Source organism: Microbacterium pumilum (assembly GCF_039530225.1).
Taxonomy (GTDB): Bacteria; Actinomycetota; Actinomycetes; order Actinomycetales; family Microbacteriaceae; genus Microbacterium; species Microbacterium pumilum.
Map to the genome: position 1 here is coordinate 2,251,970 of NZ_BAAAOH010000001.1, position 17,252 is coordinate 2,269,221.

At 68.0% G+C, this 17,252-nt stretch carries 20 protein-coding genes; 16 read left to right on the forward strand and 4 right to left on the reverse strand.

Going from position 1 to position 17,252, the window contains the following annotated elements:
* Positions 1-3: 3 nt before the first annotated feature.
* The gene (gene prfA / locus ABD188_RS09855; RefSeq protein ID WP_344066996.1) at positions 4-1,083 is read left to right on the forward strand and encodes a peptide chain release factor 1; all 1,080 of its coding nucleotides are present in this window, start codon (positions 4-6) and stop codon (positions 1,081-1,083) included.
* A gap of 185 nt (positions 1,084-1,268) precedes the next feature.
* On the forward strand, positions 1,269-1,670 hold the full coding sequence (locus tag ABD188_RS09860) for a hypothetical protein (protein ID WP_344061250.1): 402 nt from the start codon (positions 1,269-1,271) through the stop codon (positions 1,668-1,670).
* A 208-nt stretch (positions 1,671-1,878) separates the two neighbouring features.
* Here ABD188_RS09860 and epsC read toward each other — a convergent pair whose 3' ends face one another.
* Genes epsC through cysK (ABD188_RS09875) form a run of 3 tightly spaced genes read right to left on the reverse strand, consistent with a single transcriptional unit; the run spans position 1,879 to position 4,380 of the window.
* Complete coding sequence (gene epsC / locus ABD188_RS09865; RefSeq protein WP_344061252.1) at positions 1,879-2,460, reverse strand: serine O-acetyltransferase EpsC; 582 nt, start codon at positions 2,458-2,460, stop codon at positions 1,879-1,881.
* Positions 2,457-3,410 carry a cysteine synthase A gene (cysK, locus tag ABD188_RS09870; RefSeq protein WP_344061254.1) on the reverse strand — a complete coding sequence of 318 codons (954 nt, stop codon included), beginning with the start codon at positions 3,408-3,410 and terminating at the stop codon, positions 2,457-2,459. The genes epsC and cysK (ABD188_RS09870) overlap by 4 nt, the downstream gene beginning before the upstream one ends.
* 31 nt (positions 3,411-3,441) lie before the next feature.
* The gene (gene cysK, locus ABD188_RS09875) at positions 3,442-4,380 is read right to left on the reverse strand and encodes a cysteine synthase A (protein WP_344066999.1); all 939 of its coding nucleotides are present in this window, start codon (positions 4,378-4,380) and stop codon (positions 3,442-3,444) included.
* 105 nt (positions 4,381-4,485) lie between these two features.
* Between cysK (ABD188_RS09875) and prmC the strand changes: the two genes are divergently transcribed.
* The 13 genes from prmC to ABD188_RS09940 all read left to right on the forward strand — a co-directional run bounded on the left by prmC (position 4,486) and on the right by ABD188_RS09940 (position 15,569).
* Entirely contained in the window at positions 4,486-5,361 is an 876-nt protein-coding gene (prmC, locus tag ABD188_RS09880) for a peptide chain release factor N(5)-glutamine methyltransferase (RefSeq protein ID WP_344061257.1), read from the forward strand.
* An 81-nt stretch (positions 5,362-5,442) separates the two neighbouring features.
* Positions 5,443-6,129 (forward strand): L-threonylcarbamoyladenylate synthase, encoded by a 687-nt coding sequence (locus tag ABD188_RS09885; RefSeq protein ID WP_344061260.1) that lies wholly within the window; start codon positions 5,443-5,445, stop codon positions 6,127-6,129.
* Complete coding sequence (locus ABD188_RS09890) at positions 6,126-7,298, forward strand: MraY family glycosyltransferase (RefSeq protein ID WP_344061263.1); 1,173 nt, start codon at positions 6,126-6,128, stop codon at positions 7,296-7,298. The genes ABD188_RS09885 and ABD188_RS09890 overlap by 4 nt, the downstream gene beginning before the upstream one ends.
* The gene (locus tag ABD188_RS09895) at positions 7,295-7,774 is read left to right on the forward strand and encodes a Cg1360 family ATP-synthase-associated protein (RefSeq protein ID WP_344061266.1); all 480 of its coding nucleotides are present in this window, start codon (positions 7,295-7,297) and stop codon (positions 7,772-7,774) included. The genes ABD188_RS09890 and ABD188_RS09895 overlap by 4 nt, the downstream gene beginning before the upstream one ends.
* A gap of 276 nt (positions 7,775-8,050) precedes the next feature.
* Positions 8,051-8,740, forward strand: a complete 690-nt coding sequence (gene atpB / locus ABD188_RS09900) for a F0F1 ATP synthase subunit A (RefSeq protein ID WP_344061269.1) — start codon at positions 8,051-8,053, stop codon at positions 8,738-8,740.
* Between the two features lie 49 nt (positions 8,741-8,789).
* The gene (gene atpE / locus ABD188_RS09905; RefSeq protein WP_179437659.1) at positions 8,790-9,011 is read left to right on the forward strand and encodes an ATP synthase F0 subunit C; all 222 of its coding nucleotides are present in this window, start codon (positions 8,790-8,792) and stop codon (positions 9,009-9,011) included.
* A 27-nt stretch (positions 9,012-9,038) separates the two neighbouring features.
* Positions 9,039-9,587: a F0F1 ATP synthase subunit B gene (locus ABD188_RS09910; protein ID WP_344061273.1), complete on the forward strand. Its 549-nt coding sequence runs from the start codon at positions 9,039-9,041 to the stop codon at positions 9,585-9,587.
* Positions 9,587-10,378, forward strand: a complete 792-nt coding sequence (locus ABD188_RS09915) for a F0F1 ATP synthase subunit delta (RefSeq protein WP_344061276.1) — start codon at positions 9,587-9,589, stop codon at positions 10,376-10,378. The genes ABD188_RS09910 and ABD188_RS09915 overlap by 1 nt, the downstream gene beginning before the upstream one ends.
* A 68-nt stretch (positions 10,379-10,446) precedes the next feature.
* Entirely contained in the window at positions 10,447-12,084 is a 1,638-nt protein-coding gene (gene atpA / locus ABD188_RS09920; protein WP_344061279.1) for a F0F1 ATP synthase subunit alpha, read from the forward strand.
* Between the two features lie 23 nt (positions 12,085-12,107).
* Positions 12,108-13,004, forward strand: a complete 897-nt coding sequence (locus tag ABD188_RS09925) for a F0F1 ATP synthase subunit gamma (protein ID WP_344061282.1) — start codon at positions 12,108-12,110, stop codon at positions 13,002-13,004.
* Between the two features lie 22 nt (positions 13,005-13,026).
* Positions 13,027-14,484, forward strand: a complete 1,458-nt coding sequence (gene atpD, locus ABD188_RS09930) for a F0F1 ATP synthase subunit beta (protein WP_344061285.1) — start codon at positions 13,027-13,029, stop codon at positions 14,482-14,484.
* Between the two features lies 1 nt (position 14,485).
* Positions 14,486-14,746: a F0F1 ATP synthase subunit epsilon gene (locus ABD188_RS09935; RefSeq protein ID WP_344061288.1), complete on the forward strand. Its 261-nt coding sequence runs from the start codon at positions 14,486-14,488 to the stop codon at positions 14,744-14,746.
* Positions 14,747-14,819: 73 nt separating this feature from the next.
* Positions 14,820-15,569 carry a YaaA family protein gene (locus tag ABD188_RS09940; protein ID WP_344061291.1) on the forward strand — a complete coding sequence of 250 codons (750 nt, stop codon included), beginning with the start codon at positions 14,820-14,822 and terminating at the stop codon, positions 15,567-15,569.
* 43 nt (positions 15,570-15,612) lie between these two features.
* On the opposite strand, the gene ABD188_RS09945 is transcribed toward ABD188_RS09940, so the two are convergent.
* Complete coding sequence (locus ABD188_RS09945) at positions 15,613-16,104, reverse strand: DUF4282 domain-containing protein (protein WP_344061294.1); 492 nt, start codon at positions 16,102-16,104, stop codon at positions 15,613-15,615.
* Positions 16,105-16,256: 152 nt separating this feature from the next.
* Between ABD188_RS09945 and ABD188_RS09950 the strand changes: the two genes are divergently transcribed.
* Positions 16,257-17,177, forward strand: coding sequence for a large exoprotein (locus ABD188_RS09950; protein WP_344061297.1), 921 nt, complete (start codon positions 16,257-16,259; stop codon positions 17,175-17,177).
* Positions 17,178-17,252 lie beyond the last annotated feature (75 nt).

Genomic DNA, 17,252 nt, shown 5'->3' on the forward strand with positions numbered 1-17,252 from the left:
GGCATGTTCGATTCCGTGCGCGGGCTGATCGAAGAGCACAAGGCCGTCCAGGTCGAGCTCTCCGACCCAGCCGTGCACGCTGATGCAGCGCGCGCGAAGAAGGTCAACCGTCGCTACGCCGAGCTCAGCAGGATCGTGGCGGCCTACGACGCGTGGATCGCGGCATCCGACGATCTCGAGGCGGCGCGCGAGCTCGCCAAAGAGGATGAGGCGTTCGCCGAGGAGGTTCCGGCGCTCGAGGCGAAGCTGGCCGAGACCCAGGAGAAGCTGCGGCGCCTGCTGATCCCGCGCGACCCGGATGACGCACGCGACGTGATCATGGAGATCAAGGGTGGCGAGGGCGGCGCCGAGAGCGCCCTGTTCGCGGCCGACCTCTTGCGCATGTATCTGCAGTACGCCGCGTCGAAGGGCTGGAAGACCGAGCTGCTCGAGCGCACCGAGTCCGACCTCGGCGGCTACAAGGACGTCCAGGTCGCGATCAAGAGCTCCTCGACCGACCCCGCGCAGGGCGTCTGGGCGCACCTGAAGTACGAGGGCGGCGTGCATCGCGTGCAGCGGGTTCCGGCGACCGAGTCGCAGGGCCGCATCCACACGTCCACCACCGGGGTGCTGGTGTTCCCCGAGGTCGATGAGCCCGATGAGGTCGACATCAACCCCAACGACCTGAAGATCGACGTGTTCCGCTCGTCGGGTCCGGGTGGCCAGTCGGTCAACACGACGGATTCGGCCGTCCGCATCACCCACCTGCCTACGGGCATCGTGGTCTCGATGCAGAACGAGAAGTCGCAGCTGCAGAACCGCGAGGCGGGCATGCGGGTGCTGCGGGCTCGCATCCTCGCCAAGCAGCAGGAAGAGCTGGATGCGGCGGCATCCGATGCCCGCAGATCGCAGATCCGCGGAATGGACCGCTCCGAGCGGATCCGCACCTATAACTTCCCCGAGAACCGCATCGCCGATCACCGCACCGGCTACAAGTCGTACAACCTCGATCAGGTGATGGATGGCGCACTCGACCCGATCATCGAGTCTGCGATCCATGCCGACGAAGAGGCGCAGCTCGCGGCGCTCGGCGACAACTCCTGAACCCGTCGCGGCCATCCGGTGAGCGGTCGCTGAGCCTGTCGAAGCGTCCGCGGACGCTCGCCGGCCACCGCGCCGGCCCTTCGACGGGCTCAGGGACCGGTGCTCCCTCAGCGACCAGGCGGTGCCGTGGTTCGAGACAGGCGCGGCGCCGGAGAGGCCGCGCCCGTGCGTACTAGCCTGAGCGCGTGATCACTTTTCTGATCCGGGCGGCGATCTTCCTCGTCTCGGCCTTCCTGGGGCTCGTCGCGGCGGACCTCATCCTGCCGGGCTTCTCTCTGCATTGGAACGACTGGTGGGGCGTCCTGCTCGCCGTCGTGATCTTCGCGGTGCTGCAGAGCATCCTGGCCCCCTGGCTGTTCAAGATCACACGACGGCACGCCAATGCGTTCCTCGGCGGAATCGGCCTCCTCTCGACCTTCGTCGCGCTGCTCATCGCGGTCGTGATCCCGGCAGCCGGCATCGGCATCGACGGTCCGGTCGCCTGGATCATCGGCACGCTCATCGTCTGGCTCGTCACAGCGCTCGCGACGTGGCTGCTGCCGCCGCTGCTGATCAAGAAGAAGGTCGACCAGCGGCGCGACGTGTGACGGATGCGGCATCCGGCGCGACGATGAATGCATGACGAGTCGCATCAGCGCCGGTCCGACGGCGTCCCTCGCGACTGGTCGTCGGACCCGTCGACCGGATCAGGAGAATCGACCCATTCAGGACGGTTCCGCGCCGATCGTCCTGATTCCGTCGATTCGCCTGGTCTCGTAGCGGATGCTGGAGGCCGCGACGCGTGGCCCGCCGGGCTCAGATGATGTACTCGGGGGCCATCAGAAGCGCCTTGGTGTCTTCGCCCACCCTGCGCGATCGGGGCTTCGCGGGCACGCCGACGAGCACGCTGTCTGCCGGCGCATCCCTCGTCACGACCGCGTTCGCGCCCACGACCGAGTGCGCGCCGATCGTGATCGGCCCGAGGATCTTGGCGCCCGCGCCCACGGCGACACCGTCCTCGATCGTGGGATGCCGCTTGCCCCCCTCGCGCTGCCGACCGCCGAGGGTGACGCCGTGGTACAGCATGACGTCGTCGCCGACCTCGGCGGTCTCGCCGATGACGACGCCCATCCCGTGATCGATGAAGAAGCGCCGACCGATGGTCGCGCCGGGGTGGATCTCGATGCCGGTGAGCCAGCGCGTGATCTGCGATCCGGCCCGGGCGACGAAGCGCAGGTCACGCGTCCACAGCGCATGCCACGCCCGGTGCGCCCAGATCGCGTGGAGGCCCGGGTAGAGCAGCGCGATCTCGATGCTGCTGCGCGCCGCGGGATCCCGCAGCTTCGCCGCCGCGAGGTCTTCCCTCAGGCGCGCGCCGACGCCGATGGGCTCGTTCATGCTGTCGCCTTCTCGGGCTCGCGCAGGTGCTCGTACAGCGCCGTGGAGAGGTAGCGCTCGCCGGCATCGGGGATGATGACGACGATGCGCTTGCCGGAAGCCTCGGGCCGCGCGGCGATCTGCAGCGCCGCCCAGACCGCGGCGCCTGCCGACATCCCGGCGAGGATCCCCTCGCGCGTCGCGAGCTCGCGCGCGACGCGGATGGCGTCGTCGAACTCGACGTCGAAGATCTCGTCGATGACCGATCGGTCGAGCACGCTGGGGACGAAGTTCGGGCCGATGCCCTGGATGCGGTGCCCGCCGGCCCGCCCTTCGGACAGCATGGGGGAGTCCTTGGGCTCGACGACCGCGATCTTGACGTCCGGATTGCGCTGCTTGAGCACCTGCCCCACGCCCGTGATCGTGCCGCCGGTGCCCGAACCCGCGACGAAGTAGTCGACGGACCCGCCGGTGTCGCGCCAGATCTCCTCGGCCGTCGTTCGACGGTGGATCTCGGCGTTCGCCGGGTGGTCGAACTGGCGCGCGAGCACGGCACCCGGCGTCTCCGCGGCGATGCGCTCCGCGGTCGCGACGGCCTCCGTCATCCCCTTGTAGGGATCCGTGAGGACGAGCTCGGCGCCGTATGCCTTCAGCAGGGTTCGCCGTTCCTTCGACATGGATGCCGGCATCGTGAGGATCACGCGGTAGCCGCGTGCCGCCCCGATGAGGGCGAGCGCGATGCCGGTGTTGCCGCTCGTGGACTCCACGATGGTGCCCCCGGGCTGCAGACCTCCCGATGCCTCGGCGGCATCGACGAGCGCGACGCCGAGTCGATCCTTGACGCTGGATCCGGGGTTGTAGAACTCGAGCTTCGCGACGACCTCGGCACCCAGCCCTTCGGTGAGCGCGTTCAGCCGCACCAGCGGGGTGTTGCCGAAGGCGGAGGTGATGTCGGAGTGGATCCCGGTCACGGATCGCCTTTCAGTAGGGGGCAGTGGCGCGTCAATCCTCGCGCAGATCCTCATAGAGCGCGGTCGACAGGTAGCGCTCGCCGAAGGACGGGATGATGACGACGATGTTCTTGCCGGCGGCCTCGGGTCGCGCGGCGATCTGCAGCGCCGCCCACACGGCGGCACCCGACGAGATGCCGACGAGGATGCCGTCCTTCGTGCCGACGTCGCGCGCCGTCGAGATCGCGTCGGCGAACTCCACGTCGATGACCTCGTCGATCACGCTCTGATCGAGGATCGGCGGGACGAAGTTGGGTCCGATGCCCTGGATCTTGTGAGGGCCAGGGGTGCCCTTGGTGAGCAGCGGCGAATCGGCGGGCTCGACGGCGATCACCTTGGCGTCCGGCACACGCTCCTTGAGCACCTGACCGACGCCGGTGATGGTGCCGCCCGTGCCGATGCCGGCGACGAAGTAGTCGACCTTGCCGTCGGTGTCGCGCAGGATCTCCTCGGCCGTGGTCTTGCGGTGGATCTCCGGGTTGGCCTCGTTCTCGAACTGGCGGGCGAGCACCGCGCCCGGCGTGTCGGCGATGATCTCCTCGGCCGTGGCCAGGGCGCCCTTCATCCCGCCTGCGGGATCGGTGAGGACGAGCTCGGCGCCGTAGGCCTTGAGCAGCAGCCGGCGCTCGATCGACATCGAGGACGGCATGGCGAGGATCACCTTGTAGCCGCGGGCGGCTCCGACCATCGCCAGAGCGATGCCGGTGTTGCCGCTCGTGGCCTCGACGATGGTGCCGCCGGGCTGAAGCTGACCCGACGCCTCGGCGGCATCGATGATCGCGATGCCGATGCGGTCCTTGACGCTCGCCGCAGGGCTGTAGAACTCCAGCTTCGCGAGCACGATTCCTGCAACACCTTCCGCGACGCGGTTCAGGCGGACGAGGGGGGTGTCGCCGAAGGCAGACGTGATGTCGGGGTGGATGCCGGGCATGGGTTCGGGCCTTTCGCGAGTCGTCATCGATGCGCTGTACAGCCTATTGGAGGGGGAACACGTGAGTCCTTGTGTGACGACCGCTGGCCTAGGCTGGTTGCGCCCATGCCGCCAGAACATCCCCCCACACTCGCGGATGTCCTCCGCCACGCCGTCGACCGCCTCGCCCGAGCCGGCGTGCCCGACCCGCAGGTCGACGCCGAGCTGCTCGCGGCACACGTGATGGGGTTCGGCCGCGGCGGAGTCCAGGCAGCCCTGGCGCGCGGCGACGCCATCGACGATCACGCCGCCGCGGCGCTCGAAGCGCTCGTCGTGCGGCGTGCGACGAGGGAGCCGCTGCAGCACATCACCGGTCTCGCGCCGTTTCGGCACCTCGAGCTGCGCGTCGGTCCGGGCGTGTTCGTGCCGAGGCCCGAGACCGAGATCGTCGCTCAGCTCGCCATCGACATGCTGCGGGCTGCGGCATCGCCTTCGCCCGTGGCCGTGGACCTGGGGACCGGCAGCGGTGCCATCGCCCTGGCCCTCGCTACGGAAGTGCCGCACGCCCGGGTCTACGCCGCCGAGAACTCCGTCGACGCCTTCGTGTGGACGAGGGAGAACTTCGCGCAGACCGGCGCCGACAACGCGACGCTGGCGTTCGTCGACCTCGAGCACGCGTTTCCCGAGCTCGACGGAACCGTCTCGGTCGTCGTCTCGAACCCTCCCTACGTTCCGGATGCCGCCATCCCGCGTGATCCGGAGGTGCGCCTCTTCGATCCGCCCGCCGCGCTGTACGGCGGCGACGACGGACTCGACGTCGTGCGGGTGGTGAGCACGGTGGGGCTTCGGCTCGCGCACCCCGGCGGGACGATCGTGATCGAGCACGGCGAGTGGCAGGGTGAGGCGATCCGCAGCATCCTGTCGGCCGACGGGTGGCGTGCGACGGCGACGCACCCCGATCTGACGATGCGCGACAGGGCAACGACCGCCGTGCATCCCTGAGGGGCTTCGGCGAGACCCCGGCTCGCTGACGCACGCCCCGTGCGGGTGCGGTTCAGAAGCCGCACGTAGACTATCCGCGACATGTCCCCGATCTTCGACTGCCGTGATGAGGCGCAGCTTCTCACGGGCATGCGCCAGGCTCGCCAGGCCATCGGCAAGGGCGAACTCGTCGTCCTTCCCACCGACACCGTCTACGGCATCGCAGCGGACGCGTTCGATCCTCGGGCGGTCACCAGGCTCCTCGAAGCGAAGGGTCGCGGCCGGCAGTCTCCGCCGCCGGTGCTCGTGGCAGGAATCACGACCCTGCGCGCACTCGTGGCCGAGGTGCCAGAGCCCGTCGAGCGGCTCGTCGAGGAGTTCTGGCCGGGCGGACTCACGATCGTGCTGCCGTCGCAGCCCTCTCTCACCTGGGATCTCGGCGAGACCCACGGCACCGTCGCGGTCCGCATGCCCGCGCACCGGATCGCCCTCGAGCTTCTCGAAGAGACGGGGCCGCTCGCGGTCTCGAGCGCGAACCTGACCGGTATGTCGCCGGCGATCGCCGCGGATGACGCGGAGGGCATGCTCGGCGAGTCGGTCGCGGTGTATCTCGACGCGGGTCCCTCCGACACCGGCATCGCGTCGACCATCATCGACGCGACGAGCCTGGTCGGCGGCTCCGACCCTGTCATCCGTGTGCTGCGTGACGGCGCCGTCGACCGCGTGCAGCTGCGCGGCATCCTCGGCGACCTGCTCGAGCCGGACCCGCAGGAGTCGGACTCCGCGTGAAGCAATACGTCTTCACCATCCTCTTCACGGCGGCCATCACATTCGGGCTGTCGTGGGGCGTCTGGCGACTCAGCCTGAAGTACAAGCTGTACCCCGGCATCCGCGAGCGGGACGTCCACAAGACGCCGACACCCCGACTCGGCGGTGTCGCGATGTTCCTTGGGGTGACAGCCGCGTTCCTGGTGTCGTCGCAGAATCCCTTCTTCGCGATCGTCTGGGTGGACCCGATAGCGGTGTGGGCCATCCTGGGCGCGACGCTGCTGATCGTGCTGGTCGGCGTCGCCGACGACCTGTGGGACCTCGACTGGATGATCAAGCTCGGCGCCCAGTTCCTGGCGGCGGGGATCATCGCCTGGTTCGGGCAGCTGCAGATCTACTCGCTGCCCATCGGCGGCGTGGCGGTGGTCTCGAGCTGGGTGAGCTTCACCCTCACCGTGTTCTCGATCGTGGTCGTGATGAACGCCGTCAACTTCATCGACGGTCTGGACGGACTCGTCGCGGGCGTCTGTCTCATCGCCAACGTGATCTTCTTCGCGTACTCGTACCTGCTCGTGCGCGACCACGGCGCGAGCACGTACTTCAACCTGGCGTCGTTCATCGCGGCCGTGCTGATCGGGGCATGCATCGGCTTCCTGCCTCTGAACTGGAGTCCCGCCAAGCTGTTCATGGGCGATTCGGGCGCACTGATGCTCGGCCTTCTGATGGCGACGTCTGCGATCGCGATCACCGGCATCCTCGATCCCGCCATCGTGGGCGACAACGACGAGTTCGGCCGTTCGCAGCTGCTGGGTGCCTTCATCCCCATCCTGCTGCCGGTCGTCATCGTGCTGCTGCCGCTCCTGGACTTCGGCCTCGCCGTCATCCGGCGGATGAGGGCGGGCAAGTCGCCGTTCTCACCCGATCGCAAGCACCTGCATCACCGCATGCTCGACATGGGGCACTCGGATCGCGACGCGGTCCTGATCTTCTACGCGTGGACCACCATCGTGAGCATGTCCTTCCTGTTGATGTACATCGGCACGCAGTACCAGTGGCCAGGCGACTACATGCTCGGAGTGGCATTCGGCGTCGTGGGTGTCGCGGCATGCCTGGTCGTCACCCTCCTTCCCTCGCGTCGCGCCGCTGCGGCGCCGCCGAGCCTTCAGCCCACCAGAGAGGCCGTCGCATGACCTCCGCTCCATCGTCCAGTTCCGTCATCCTGCGTTCGACGCTCGTCTGGGGTGCCGTGATCACCGGCATCCTCGCCGTGCTCGGGGCGGTAATCGGCTTCCTCGTCGCCGGCGTCACCGGTCTTGCGAGCGCGCTCGTCGGCGTGCTGCTGGCGGGAGTCTTCCTCGGGATGACGGCACTCATCATCCTGATCGCCGGACGCCTTCCACCCGGACCCGCGCAGATCCCGACCTTCTTCGGCATCGTGCTCGGCGGATGGGTCGTCAAGCTCATCGTCTTCATCGTCGCGCTGGTCGTGCTGCGCGGGCAGCCCTGGATCGAGCCGTACGTCTTCTTCTTCTGCGTACTCGCGAGCGTCATCGCATCGCTGGTCGTGGACCTCGTCGTGATGGCGCGCGCCCGCGTCCCGTACGTCGGCGACGTCGACCTGCCGACGTCTGTGGATCCCTCCCCGGGAGACACCCCCGGTTCCTGAGGCTGGGAATTCCTTGATAGGGTTTAGACGTCGCCGAGACCGGGCGCGAACCGCCTGTGTGGCGGCATGCCCGGCCGGATGACGCTCGTGACCATCGTCGCCCCGGCTTAGACCGGTGCCCCGAAGCCGGAGCCTCCACTGCTTACCCACGTCGCATCCCTGATCGCCAACGCCGCCGCGAGCGATGACGATGGCGGGTTCCACGGGCCCTCCATCGAAGAGTTCTTCCCGCCTGTCCTGCTGTTCGACGGCACGCCGTTCGCCATCGATCGCGTGATGGCCATCCGGATCCTGATCGTCGTGCTGATCATCGTGATCTTCTGGCTCGGCACCCGCAACATGCAGATCGTCCCGAGGCGCGGCCAGGCCGCGCTGGAGTACATCTTCGGCTTCGTGCGTCAGAGCATCATCTTCGACACCCTCGGTGAGAAGCGGGGTCGCCGCTACGAGCCGATCCTGATGACGTTCTTCTTCCTGATCCTCTCGATGAACCTGACCGGCGTCATCCCCGGGCTGCAGCTCGCCGGCACGGCGCGAATAGGGCTTCCGATCGTGCTCGCGATCGTCGCCTGGATCATGTTCATGTATGCCGGCACGAGAGAGAAGGGCGGCAAGTTCTGGAAGGACTCGCTGTTCCTGCCCGGAGTGCCGTGGCCGCTGTACTTCCTGCTGGTGCCGCTCGAGTTCTTCTCGACGTTCATCCTGCGACCGATCACGCTGACGCTCCGACTCACGATGAACATGATCGCCGGGCACATGCTGCTCGTGCTCTGCTTCTCTGCGACGCAGTTCTTCTTCTTCACGGTGCTCGCGGACGGCAACCTCATCGGCCTGCTCGGCATCGGCTCGTTCGCATTCGGCGTCGCCTTCACGGTCCTCGAGCTCTTCGTCGCGGCTCTGCAGGCGTACGTCTTCACCATCCTGGCCGCCATCTACATCCAGCTCGCGGTCGCCGAAGAGCACTGATCGCTCGCCGGCACCGTCCCCCAAACCCCTTTCGAAAGGAACCACCCCCGTGAACATCGTCGGACAACTCGCTCCTCTCGCCTTCGGCCTTGCGGTCATCGGCTCCGGTATCGGCGTGGGCATCATCGTCGGCAAGACCATCGAGTCGGTGGCCCGCCAGCCCGAACTCCAGGGTCGCCTCAGCAGCCTGATGTTCCTCGGTATCGCACTGACCGAGGCCCTCTGCTTCATCGCGATCGCCGTCGCCTTCATCCCGTTCCCCGCGCCGTAACCCGGCTCGGACACCCAAGGAGTCTGAATGCTGACCTCAACGGTCATCAGCGCAGCGGAAGAGAGCGTCAACCCGCTCATTCCGACCATTCCGGACCTGGTGTGGGGCACGCTCGCGTTCGTCATCGTTCTGGCCTTCTTCTTCTGGAAGATCCTTCCGGCCATGAACAAGGCGCTCGACGCGCGGCGTGAAGCCATCGAGGGCGGCATCCAGCGCGCCGAAGAGGCGCAGGCCAAGGCCACCGCCGCGCTCGAGGAGTACACCGCGAAGCTCGCAGAGGCCCGCGGCGAGGCCGGAACGATCCGCGACCAGGCGCGCGCCGATGGCGCGAAGATCGTCGCCGAGGCCAAGGAGACCGCTCAGGCCGAAGCCGCCCGCGTGACCGCGAACGCCCAGGCCCAGATCGAGGCGGAGCGCCAGTCAACGCTGGTGTCGCTGCGCAGCGAGGTGGGCACTCTCGCCCTCGACCTCGCCGGTGGCGTCATCGGAGAGTCGCTCACCGAAGACAAGCGTGCGCAGTCCGTCGTCGATCGGTTCCTCGCCGAACTCGAAGAGTCTGAGAAGGCCTCGAAGTAATGGGCAGCGCGACCACCCAGGCTCTCTCCGCGACCACGGCGGCGCTGAATGCCGCCGGAGACGTCGACCTCGACACCGCCCGCGAGCTGTTCGCCGCGGCGCGGATCGTGGGGGACTCGTCGCACCTGAGCGGCGCGCTCGCCGATCCTGCTGCGCCGGCCGCGGCTCGCACCCAGGTGGTGACGGCCGTCTTCGGCGGCACATTCTCCCCGACGACGGTTTCGCTCCTGACGACGGTCGCCGCGCAGCGCTGGTCGCGTTCGGGTGACCTCGTCGCGGTGATCGAAGAGACCGCCATCCGCGCAGCAGCGATCGCCGAGCCCGGCGTCGACATCGAGGGGGAGCTGTTCGAGGTGTCGCGGGTCGTCGCGAGCGATCCGCAACTGGAGCTCGCACTCGGCAGCCGTCTCGGCGACGCCTCGGTGAAGGGTGCGCTCGCAGACAAGCTCTTCGACGGCCGGGTGAGCCCCGCGACTTCGCTCATCGTGTCGTCGCTCGTTCAGCAGCCTCGCGACCGCCGCGTGCGCGAACTGCTCGCATCCGCGATGCGGACGGTGACCGACCAGCGCGGGCGCACGGTCGCCACCGTCACGACGGCCACGCCGCTCAGCTCAGCGCAGGTCGAGCGCCTGAGTGCGGCTCTCGGAAAGAAATACGGGCGGGATGTCGCGCTCAACGCGATCATCGACCCCTCGGTCGTCGGCGGCCTGCGGGTGCAGATCGCGGACGACATCATCGACGGCAGCATCTCCGGTCGTCTCGCCGACCTCCGCCAGAGGCTCGCCGGCTAATACGCTTCCGCCTCGCAGGCGGCGCGGGCACCACCCGCACACAGCTCTCATACACAAAGGGAACAGCAATGGCAGAACTAACGATCAGCCCCGACGTCATCCGTGACGCGCTGAAGGACTTCGTCGCCGCCTACGAGCCCACCGGCGCCGCGGCGACCGAGGTCGGCACGGTCATCGACGCCGCCGACGGCATCGCGCACGTCGAGGGCCTGCCGGGCGTCATGGCGAACGAGCTCGTGTCGTTCGCGGACGGCACGCAGGGCCTGGCTCTCAACCTCGACGAGGACGAGATCGGCGTCGTCGTCCTCGGTGAGTTCTCCGGCATCGAGGCCGGCCAGCAGGTCACGCGCACCGGCGAGGTGCTCTCGGTGGCGGTCGGCGACGGCTACCTCGGCCGCGTCGTCGACCCCCTCGGCAACCCGATCGACGGTCTCGGCCCGGTCGCGACCGATGGTCGCCGCGCTCTCGAGCTGCAGGCCCCTGGCGTGATGTCGCGCAAGAGCGTGCACGAGCCCATGCAGACCGGCATCAAGGCGATCGATGCCATGATCCCGATCGGCCGCGGCCAGCGTCAGCTCATCATCGGCGACCGCCAGACCGGCAAGACCGCGATCGCCATCGACACGATCATCAACCAGAAGGCGAACTGGGAGTCCGGCGACACCGACAAGCAGGTGCGCTGCATCTACGTCGCCATCGGCCAGAAGGGCTCGACGATCGCGTCTGTCAAGGGCGCGCTCGAGGATGCCGGTGCGATGGAGTACACGACGATCGTCGCGGCTCCGGCATCCGACCCCGCAGGCTTCAAGTACCTCGCCCCCTACACCGGCTCGGCCATCGGCCAGCACTGGATGTACGACGGCAAGCACGTCCTGATCATCTTCGACGACCTCACGAAGCAGGCCGAGGCGTACCGCGCCGTGTCGCTGCTGCTGCGTCGTCCGCCGGGCCGCGAGGCATACCCCGGTGACGTGTTCTACCTGCACTCCCGCCTGCTCGAGCGGTGCGCGAAGCTGTCGGACGAGCTCGGCGCCGGATCGATGACGGGCCTTCCGATCATCGAGACGAAGGCCAACGACGTCTCGGCGTACATCCCGACCAACGTCATCTCGATCACCGACGGCCAGATCTTCCTGCAGTCCGACCTGTTCAACTCGAACCAGCGCCCCGCAGTGGACGTCGGCATCTCGGTGTCGCGCGTCGGCGGAGACGCACAGGTGAAGTCGATCAAGAAGGTCTCCGGAACACTCAAGCTCGAGCTCGCGCAGTACCGCTCACTCGAGGCGTTCGCGATGTTCGCGAGCGACCTGGATGCGGCATCCCGTCGTCAGCTCTCGCGCGGAGCCCGCCTGACCGAGCTGCTCAAGCAGCCGCAGTACTCGCCGTACCCCGTCGAGGAGCAGGTCGTCTCGATCTGGGCCGGCACCAACGGCAAGCTCGACTCGATCGAGGTCGAAGACGTCCTGCCGTTCGAGCGCGAGCTGCTGGACTACCTGCGCCGCAACACCACGATCCTCGACACGCTCCGCGACACGAACGTCCTCGACGACGACACCGCCGCCGAGCTCGCGAAGAAGACCGATCAGTTCATCCTCGAGTTCCGATCCGGCAAGGGCCAGGCGATCGACAACCCGGGTCACGAGGAGCATGCGGCAGCGGATGCCGACGACGTGAACCAGGAGAAGATCGTCAAGGGTCGCCGCTAAGGCGAAACCGGACAACACAAACCATGGGCGCACAACTCCGGGTCTACAAGCAGAAGATCAACACTGCTCAGACGACCAAGAAGATCACGAAGGCGATGGAACTCATCGCGGCTTCGCGCATCCAGAAGGCGATGGCGCGCGTGCGCGCGTCGACGCCCTTCGCGCGCGCCGTGACCCGAGCCGTCTCCGCCGTGGCGACGCACTCGAACGTCGAGCATCCGCTCACCCGTGAGCGCGAGGTCATCAAGCGCGCGGCCGTCGTGATCTTCGCATCCGACCGCGGCCTCGCCGGAGCCTTCAACTCGCAGATCCTTCGTGAGGGTCTCGAGCTCGCGGAGCTCCTGCGGCAGCAGGGCAAGGAGCCGGTGTTCTACGCCGTGGGTCGCAAGGCCGTCGGGTACTTCGCATTCCGCAGGATCGAGACGGCCGCCGAGTGGACCGGCGACACGGACACCCCGCAGTTCCACACCGCGGAGGAGATCGCGGCCACGCTGCTCGATTCGTACAATCGGGGCGGCGACGACGGCGGCGTGGATGAGATCCACCTCGTCTACAACCGCTTCGTCAGCATGATGACGCAGTCGCCCGAGACGGTCCGACTGCTTCCGCTCGAAGTGGTCGAGGCCGAATCGCGCGAGACGGCGAGCGTATACCCCCTCTACGAGTTCGAGCCCGAAGCGGCCACCGTGCTCGACGCGCTCCTGCCGGTCTACATCCAGAGCCGGGTCTACAACGCCCTTCTGCAGTCGTCCGCAGCGAAGCACGCGGCGACCCAGAAGGCGATGAAGTCCGCCAGCGACAACGCCGACAAGCTCATCACCGACTACACCCGCCTGCGCAACAATGCCCGGCAGGCCGAGATCACGCAGCAGATCGCCGAGATCGTCGGCGGCGCCGACGCGCTCTCGTCCGGCAAATAGACCTCAACCGAAAGACACAACAATGACTCTCATCGCTCCCGCCGAGACGACGGAGACCGCTGCCGTCGTCGGCCGCGTCGCCCGCGTCACCGGTCCGGTCGTCGACATCGAGTTCCCGCACGACTCGATCCCCGACATCTACAACGCGCTGAAGACCACCATCGTCATCGGCGATGAGTCCACCGAGATCACGCTCGAGGTCGCACAGCACCTCGGCGACGACCTCGTGCGCGCCATCTCGCTCAAGCCCACCGACGGCATGGTCCGCGGCCAGGAGGTGCGCGACACCGGAGACCAGATCACCGTGCCCGTCGGCGACGTCACCAAGGGCAAGGTCTTCAACGTCATCGGCGAGGTCCTCAACGCCGAACCCGGTGAGACCATCGAAATCACCGAACGCTGGCCGATCCACCGCAAGGCGCCCAACTTCGACCAGCTCGAGTCGAAGACGACGATGTTCGAGACCGGCATCAAGAGCATCGACCTGCTCACCCCGTATGTGCAGGGCGGCAAGATCGGCCTGTTCGGCGGCGCCGGTGTCGGCAAGACCGTCCTCATCCAGGAGATGATCCAGCGCGTCGCACAGGATCATGGTGGCGTCTCGGTGTTCGCCGGTGTCGGCGAGCGCACCCGTGAGGGCAACGACCTGATCCACGAGATGGAAGAGGCGGGCGTCTTCGACAAGACCGCCCTGGTCTTCGGCCAGATGGACGAGCCGCCGGGCACGCGCCTGCGCGTGGCGCTGTCGGCTCTCACGATGGCGGAGTACTTCCGCGACGTGCAGGGTCAGGACGTGCTGCTGTTCATCGACAACATCTTCCGCTTCACCCAGGCCGGCTCCGAGGTCTCGACGCTGCTCGGCCGCATGCCCTCCGCGGTGGGCTACCAGCCGAACCTCGCGGACGAGATGGGCGTGCTCCAGGAGCGCATCACCTCGACCCGAGGCCACTCGATCACGTCGCTGCAGGCCATCTACGTGCCGGCCGACGACTACACCGACCCGGCGCCGGCGACCACCTTCGCGCACCTGGATGCGACGACCGAGCTCTCGCGTGAGCTCGCGTCGAAGGGTCTCTACCCGGCGATCGACCCGCTGGCCTCGACCAGCCGCATCCTCGACCCCCGTTACATCGGCGAAGACCACTACCGCGTCGCGACTTCGGTCAAGCAGGTGCTCCAGAAGAACAAGGAGCTCCAGGAGATCATCGCGATCCTCGGTGTCGACGAGCTGTCCGAAGAGGACAAGATCGTCGTCTCGCGTGCTCGTCGCATCCAGCAGTTCCTCTCGCAGAACACCTACATGGCGAAGAAGTTCACCGGTGTCGAGGGTTCGACCGTTCCCATCAAGGAGACGATCGAGTCGTTCGACGCGATTGTGAAGGGCGACTTCGACCACGTGGCGGAGCAGGCGTTCTTCAACGTCGGCGGTGTCTCGGACGTCGAAGAGAAGTGGGCTCAGATCCAGAAGGAGAACGGCTGACATGCCGCTCAAGGTGAGCCTGGTCTCCGCTGACGCAGAGATCTGGACGGGTGAGGCGTCGATCGTCGTCGCCAAGACCGTCATCGGCGAGATCGGCCTCATGGCCGGTCACGAGCCCGTGCTCGGCATCCTCGCGGGCGGCGAAGTGCGCATCACAGAGACCAGCGGCTCCAAGATCATCGTGAACGCGCAGGACGGGTTCCTCTCGATGGAGGGTGACGACGTGACGATCGTGGCGGGCAACGCGGCGATCATCTCCTGACGCTTCCCCGTCCGCGCCGCCCCGTCGCCTCCGCGGCCGGGCGGTGCCGCGTTTCCCCCGCCGAGCCACTGTCATGCTGATCCTGATCCCACCCTCCGAGACCAAGCGCGCGGGCGGTCGGCTTCGTCCCCTCGACGTAGCGAGGCTGGCTCTGCCCTCGCTCACCGTCCAGCGCGAAGCGGTCGTCGACGCACTCGTCTCGCTCGCGGCGGACGAGGACGAGGCCGCGCGTGTGCTGCGACTCAGCGCCTCGCAGCGTGCCGAGATCGCCGCCAACGCCCAGCTGCGGACCGCTCCGACGATGGCGGCCATCGACCGTTACACCGGAGTCCTCTACGACGCGCTGGACGCGGCATCCTTCTCGCCCGCAGCGCGGGCATGGGCCGGCCGGCACGTGCTCATCCACTCGGCACCGTTGGGCCCGGTCGCGGCACTGGATGCGATTCCCGCCTACCGGCTCGGCGCGTCCGCGTCACTGCCCGCGCTGCCGCCACTGACCCGCGTGTGGGGGCATGCCGTGACAGGAGCGCTGGCGGGAGCATCGCCGACCTTCGTGCTCGACATGCGCTCAGAGGCATACGCGGCGCTCGGGCCTGTTCCCGCGAGCGTGCCCGCGGTGTACCTCCGGATCGTCGAGGAGCGCGATGGGGGAGCGGTTCGCGCCCTGAACCACTTCAACAAGCACGCCAAGGGCGCGCTGGTGCGGCGGCTCGCGCACGACCGTCCGCGCGTCTCGTCGCTCGCTGGGTTCGTGAGATGGGCGGATGCCGCGGGCATCCGCGTCCGCGAAGGGGCACCGGGAGAGCTTCAGCTCTTCGTCTGACGCACCGGTCCTGAGCCTGTCGAAGGGTCGATGCCGTGCGGTGTCAGTGCCTGGTGTGCTGGGCCGTGCGCTCGGTGTTCTCGGCGATCGCGATGAGCGCGACGACGGCCTCGATGACGAACCTCAGGATGATGACGCTGATGAAGGTCACCAGTGGAACCAGGATGAGCGTGGCGACGATGAGACTGATGCCCGCCCCGACATTGAGCCCCAGCAGACCGATGCCGTTGAACAGGCCGCTGGCGAGGTAGACGATGAAGCCGATCGCGATCGCGATCAACCCGACGATGTAGAAGACGCTCGCGAGACGCCGAGTGATGAAGGTGCGGAACGAGACGTCGAAGAGCGCCGAGAAGAAGCCGCGCCCGATGTCGTCGACCTGACCGCCCAGGGTGCTCGGCACCCCGGTGTCGTCCGGATCGGCCGCCGGGTCATAGGCGGGAGCCGTCGCTTCGGCGGGGGTCTGCGGTGCGCGGGCGGCTTCGGCTGCCGGCTGCTCGGGAAGCGGGGGGACGGGGGGAGTCGCGCTGCTCATGTTCGGTGGTGCCTTCCGGATGATCGATCGGTGGACAGTCGATTGCGCCAGGCTATCGACACTCGCCGCTGTGCGTGCCTCCTGCGGCGGAGAACGTCCTCTCGCTACGATGAGGGGCGCGGGCCCTGTGTGGGACCGGTTCGAGAAACCCGATGACAACGAATGGGGCTCTTATGGATTACGACGACGGCAGCGGATACGGAGCGATGCTGGCCTTCTGGCTGCTCCTGGCTCCGCTCATCCTCCTTTTCGCCTTGGCCGGATACATCATCGGCTCTTGGTTCCTCATGAAGGTGTTCGAAAAGGCCGGGGTCGAAGGCAAGTGGCGGGCGTGGGTGCCGGTGTACAACACCCTGATCTTCGTCAAGCTCGGCGACCTCAACCCGTGGTGGCTCCTGGTCCTGTGGGGTGCGAGCGCGGTCCTCGGCTGGGTGCCCGTCCTCGGCACGCTGATCGGCATCGCGACATTCCTCTACACCCTCCTTGCGGCATGGCGAGTCGGCCTGAAGCTGCAGAAGGAGGCTGTCTGGCTGATCCTGTACTTCTTCCTCGCCATCGTGTGGCTCGGAATCAACGCGTTCGACAAGTCGCGCTGGAACACCGCGATCCCCGCCGCTCCGTGGGCCGGAAACTTCCTCGCCGACAGCACGAAGTGGTCGGGCATCCCCAGTCAGGTACCGGCAGGCGGCTTCCCCGCGAACCCTGTCGCCGGCCCCGGCTATGCGGCGCCGGCCGGATATCAGCCGCCGGCGGCGCCGGCCGGCTACGCCCCGCCGCCCGCTCCGCCGGCAGGTTACGAGCCGCCGCCGGCGACCCCGCCCACCGCGACTCCGCCTGCTCCTCCGGCGGGCTACGAGCCGCCGCCCGCGGCGGCACCGCCGGCAGCCGCCCCGCCTGCCGGTTACGAGCCGCCTCCGGCCGCGACCCCGCCCACGGCGACCCCGCCCCCGGCCGCAGCCGAGCCGCCCGCCGCGCCCGTGCCTCCGGTGGCTCCTGAGCCGCCGGCCGCGACTGAGCCGCCGCCTGCGACCGAGCCGCCCGCGACCGAGCCGCCCGCAGCTCCCAAGCCGTAGCGCGCCACCGCCGACCCCTCGCCAAGCGGCGGGGGGTCGGCGTCGTTCCCGGGGAGCCCTGCGCCGGGATACCGT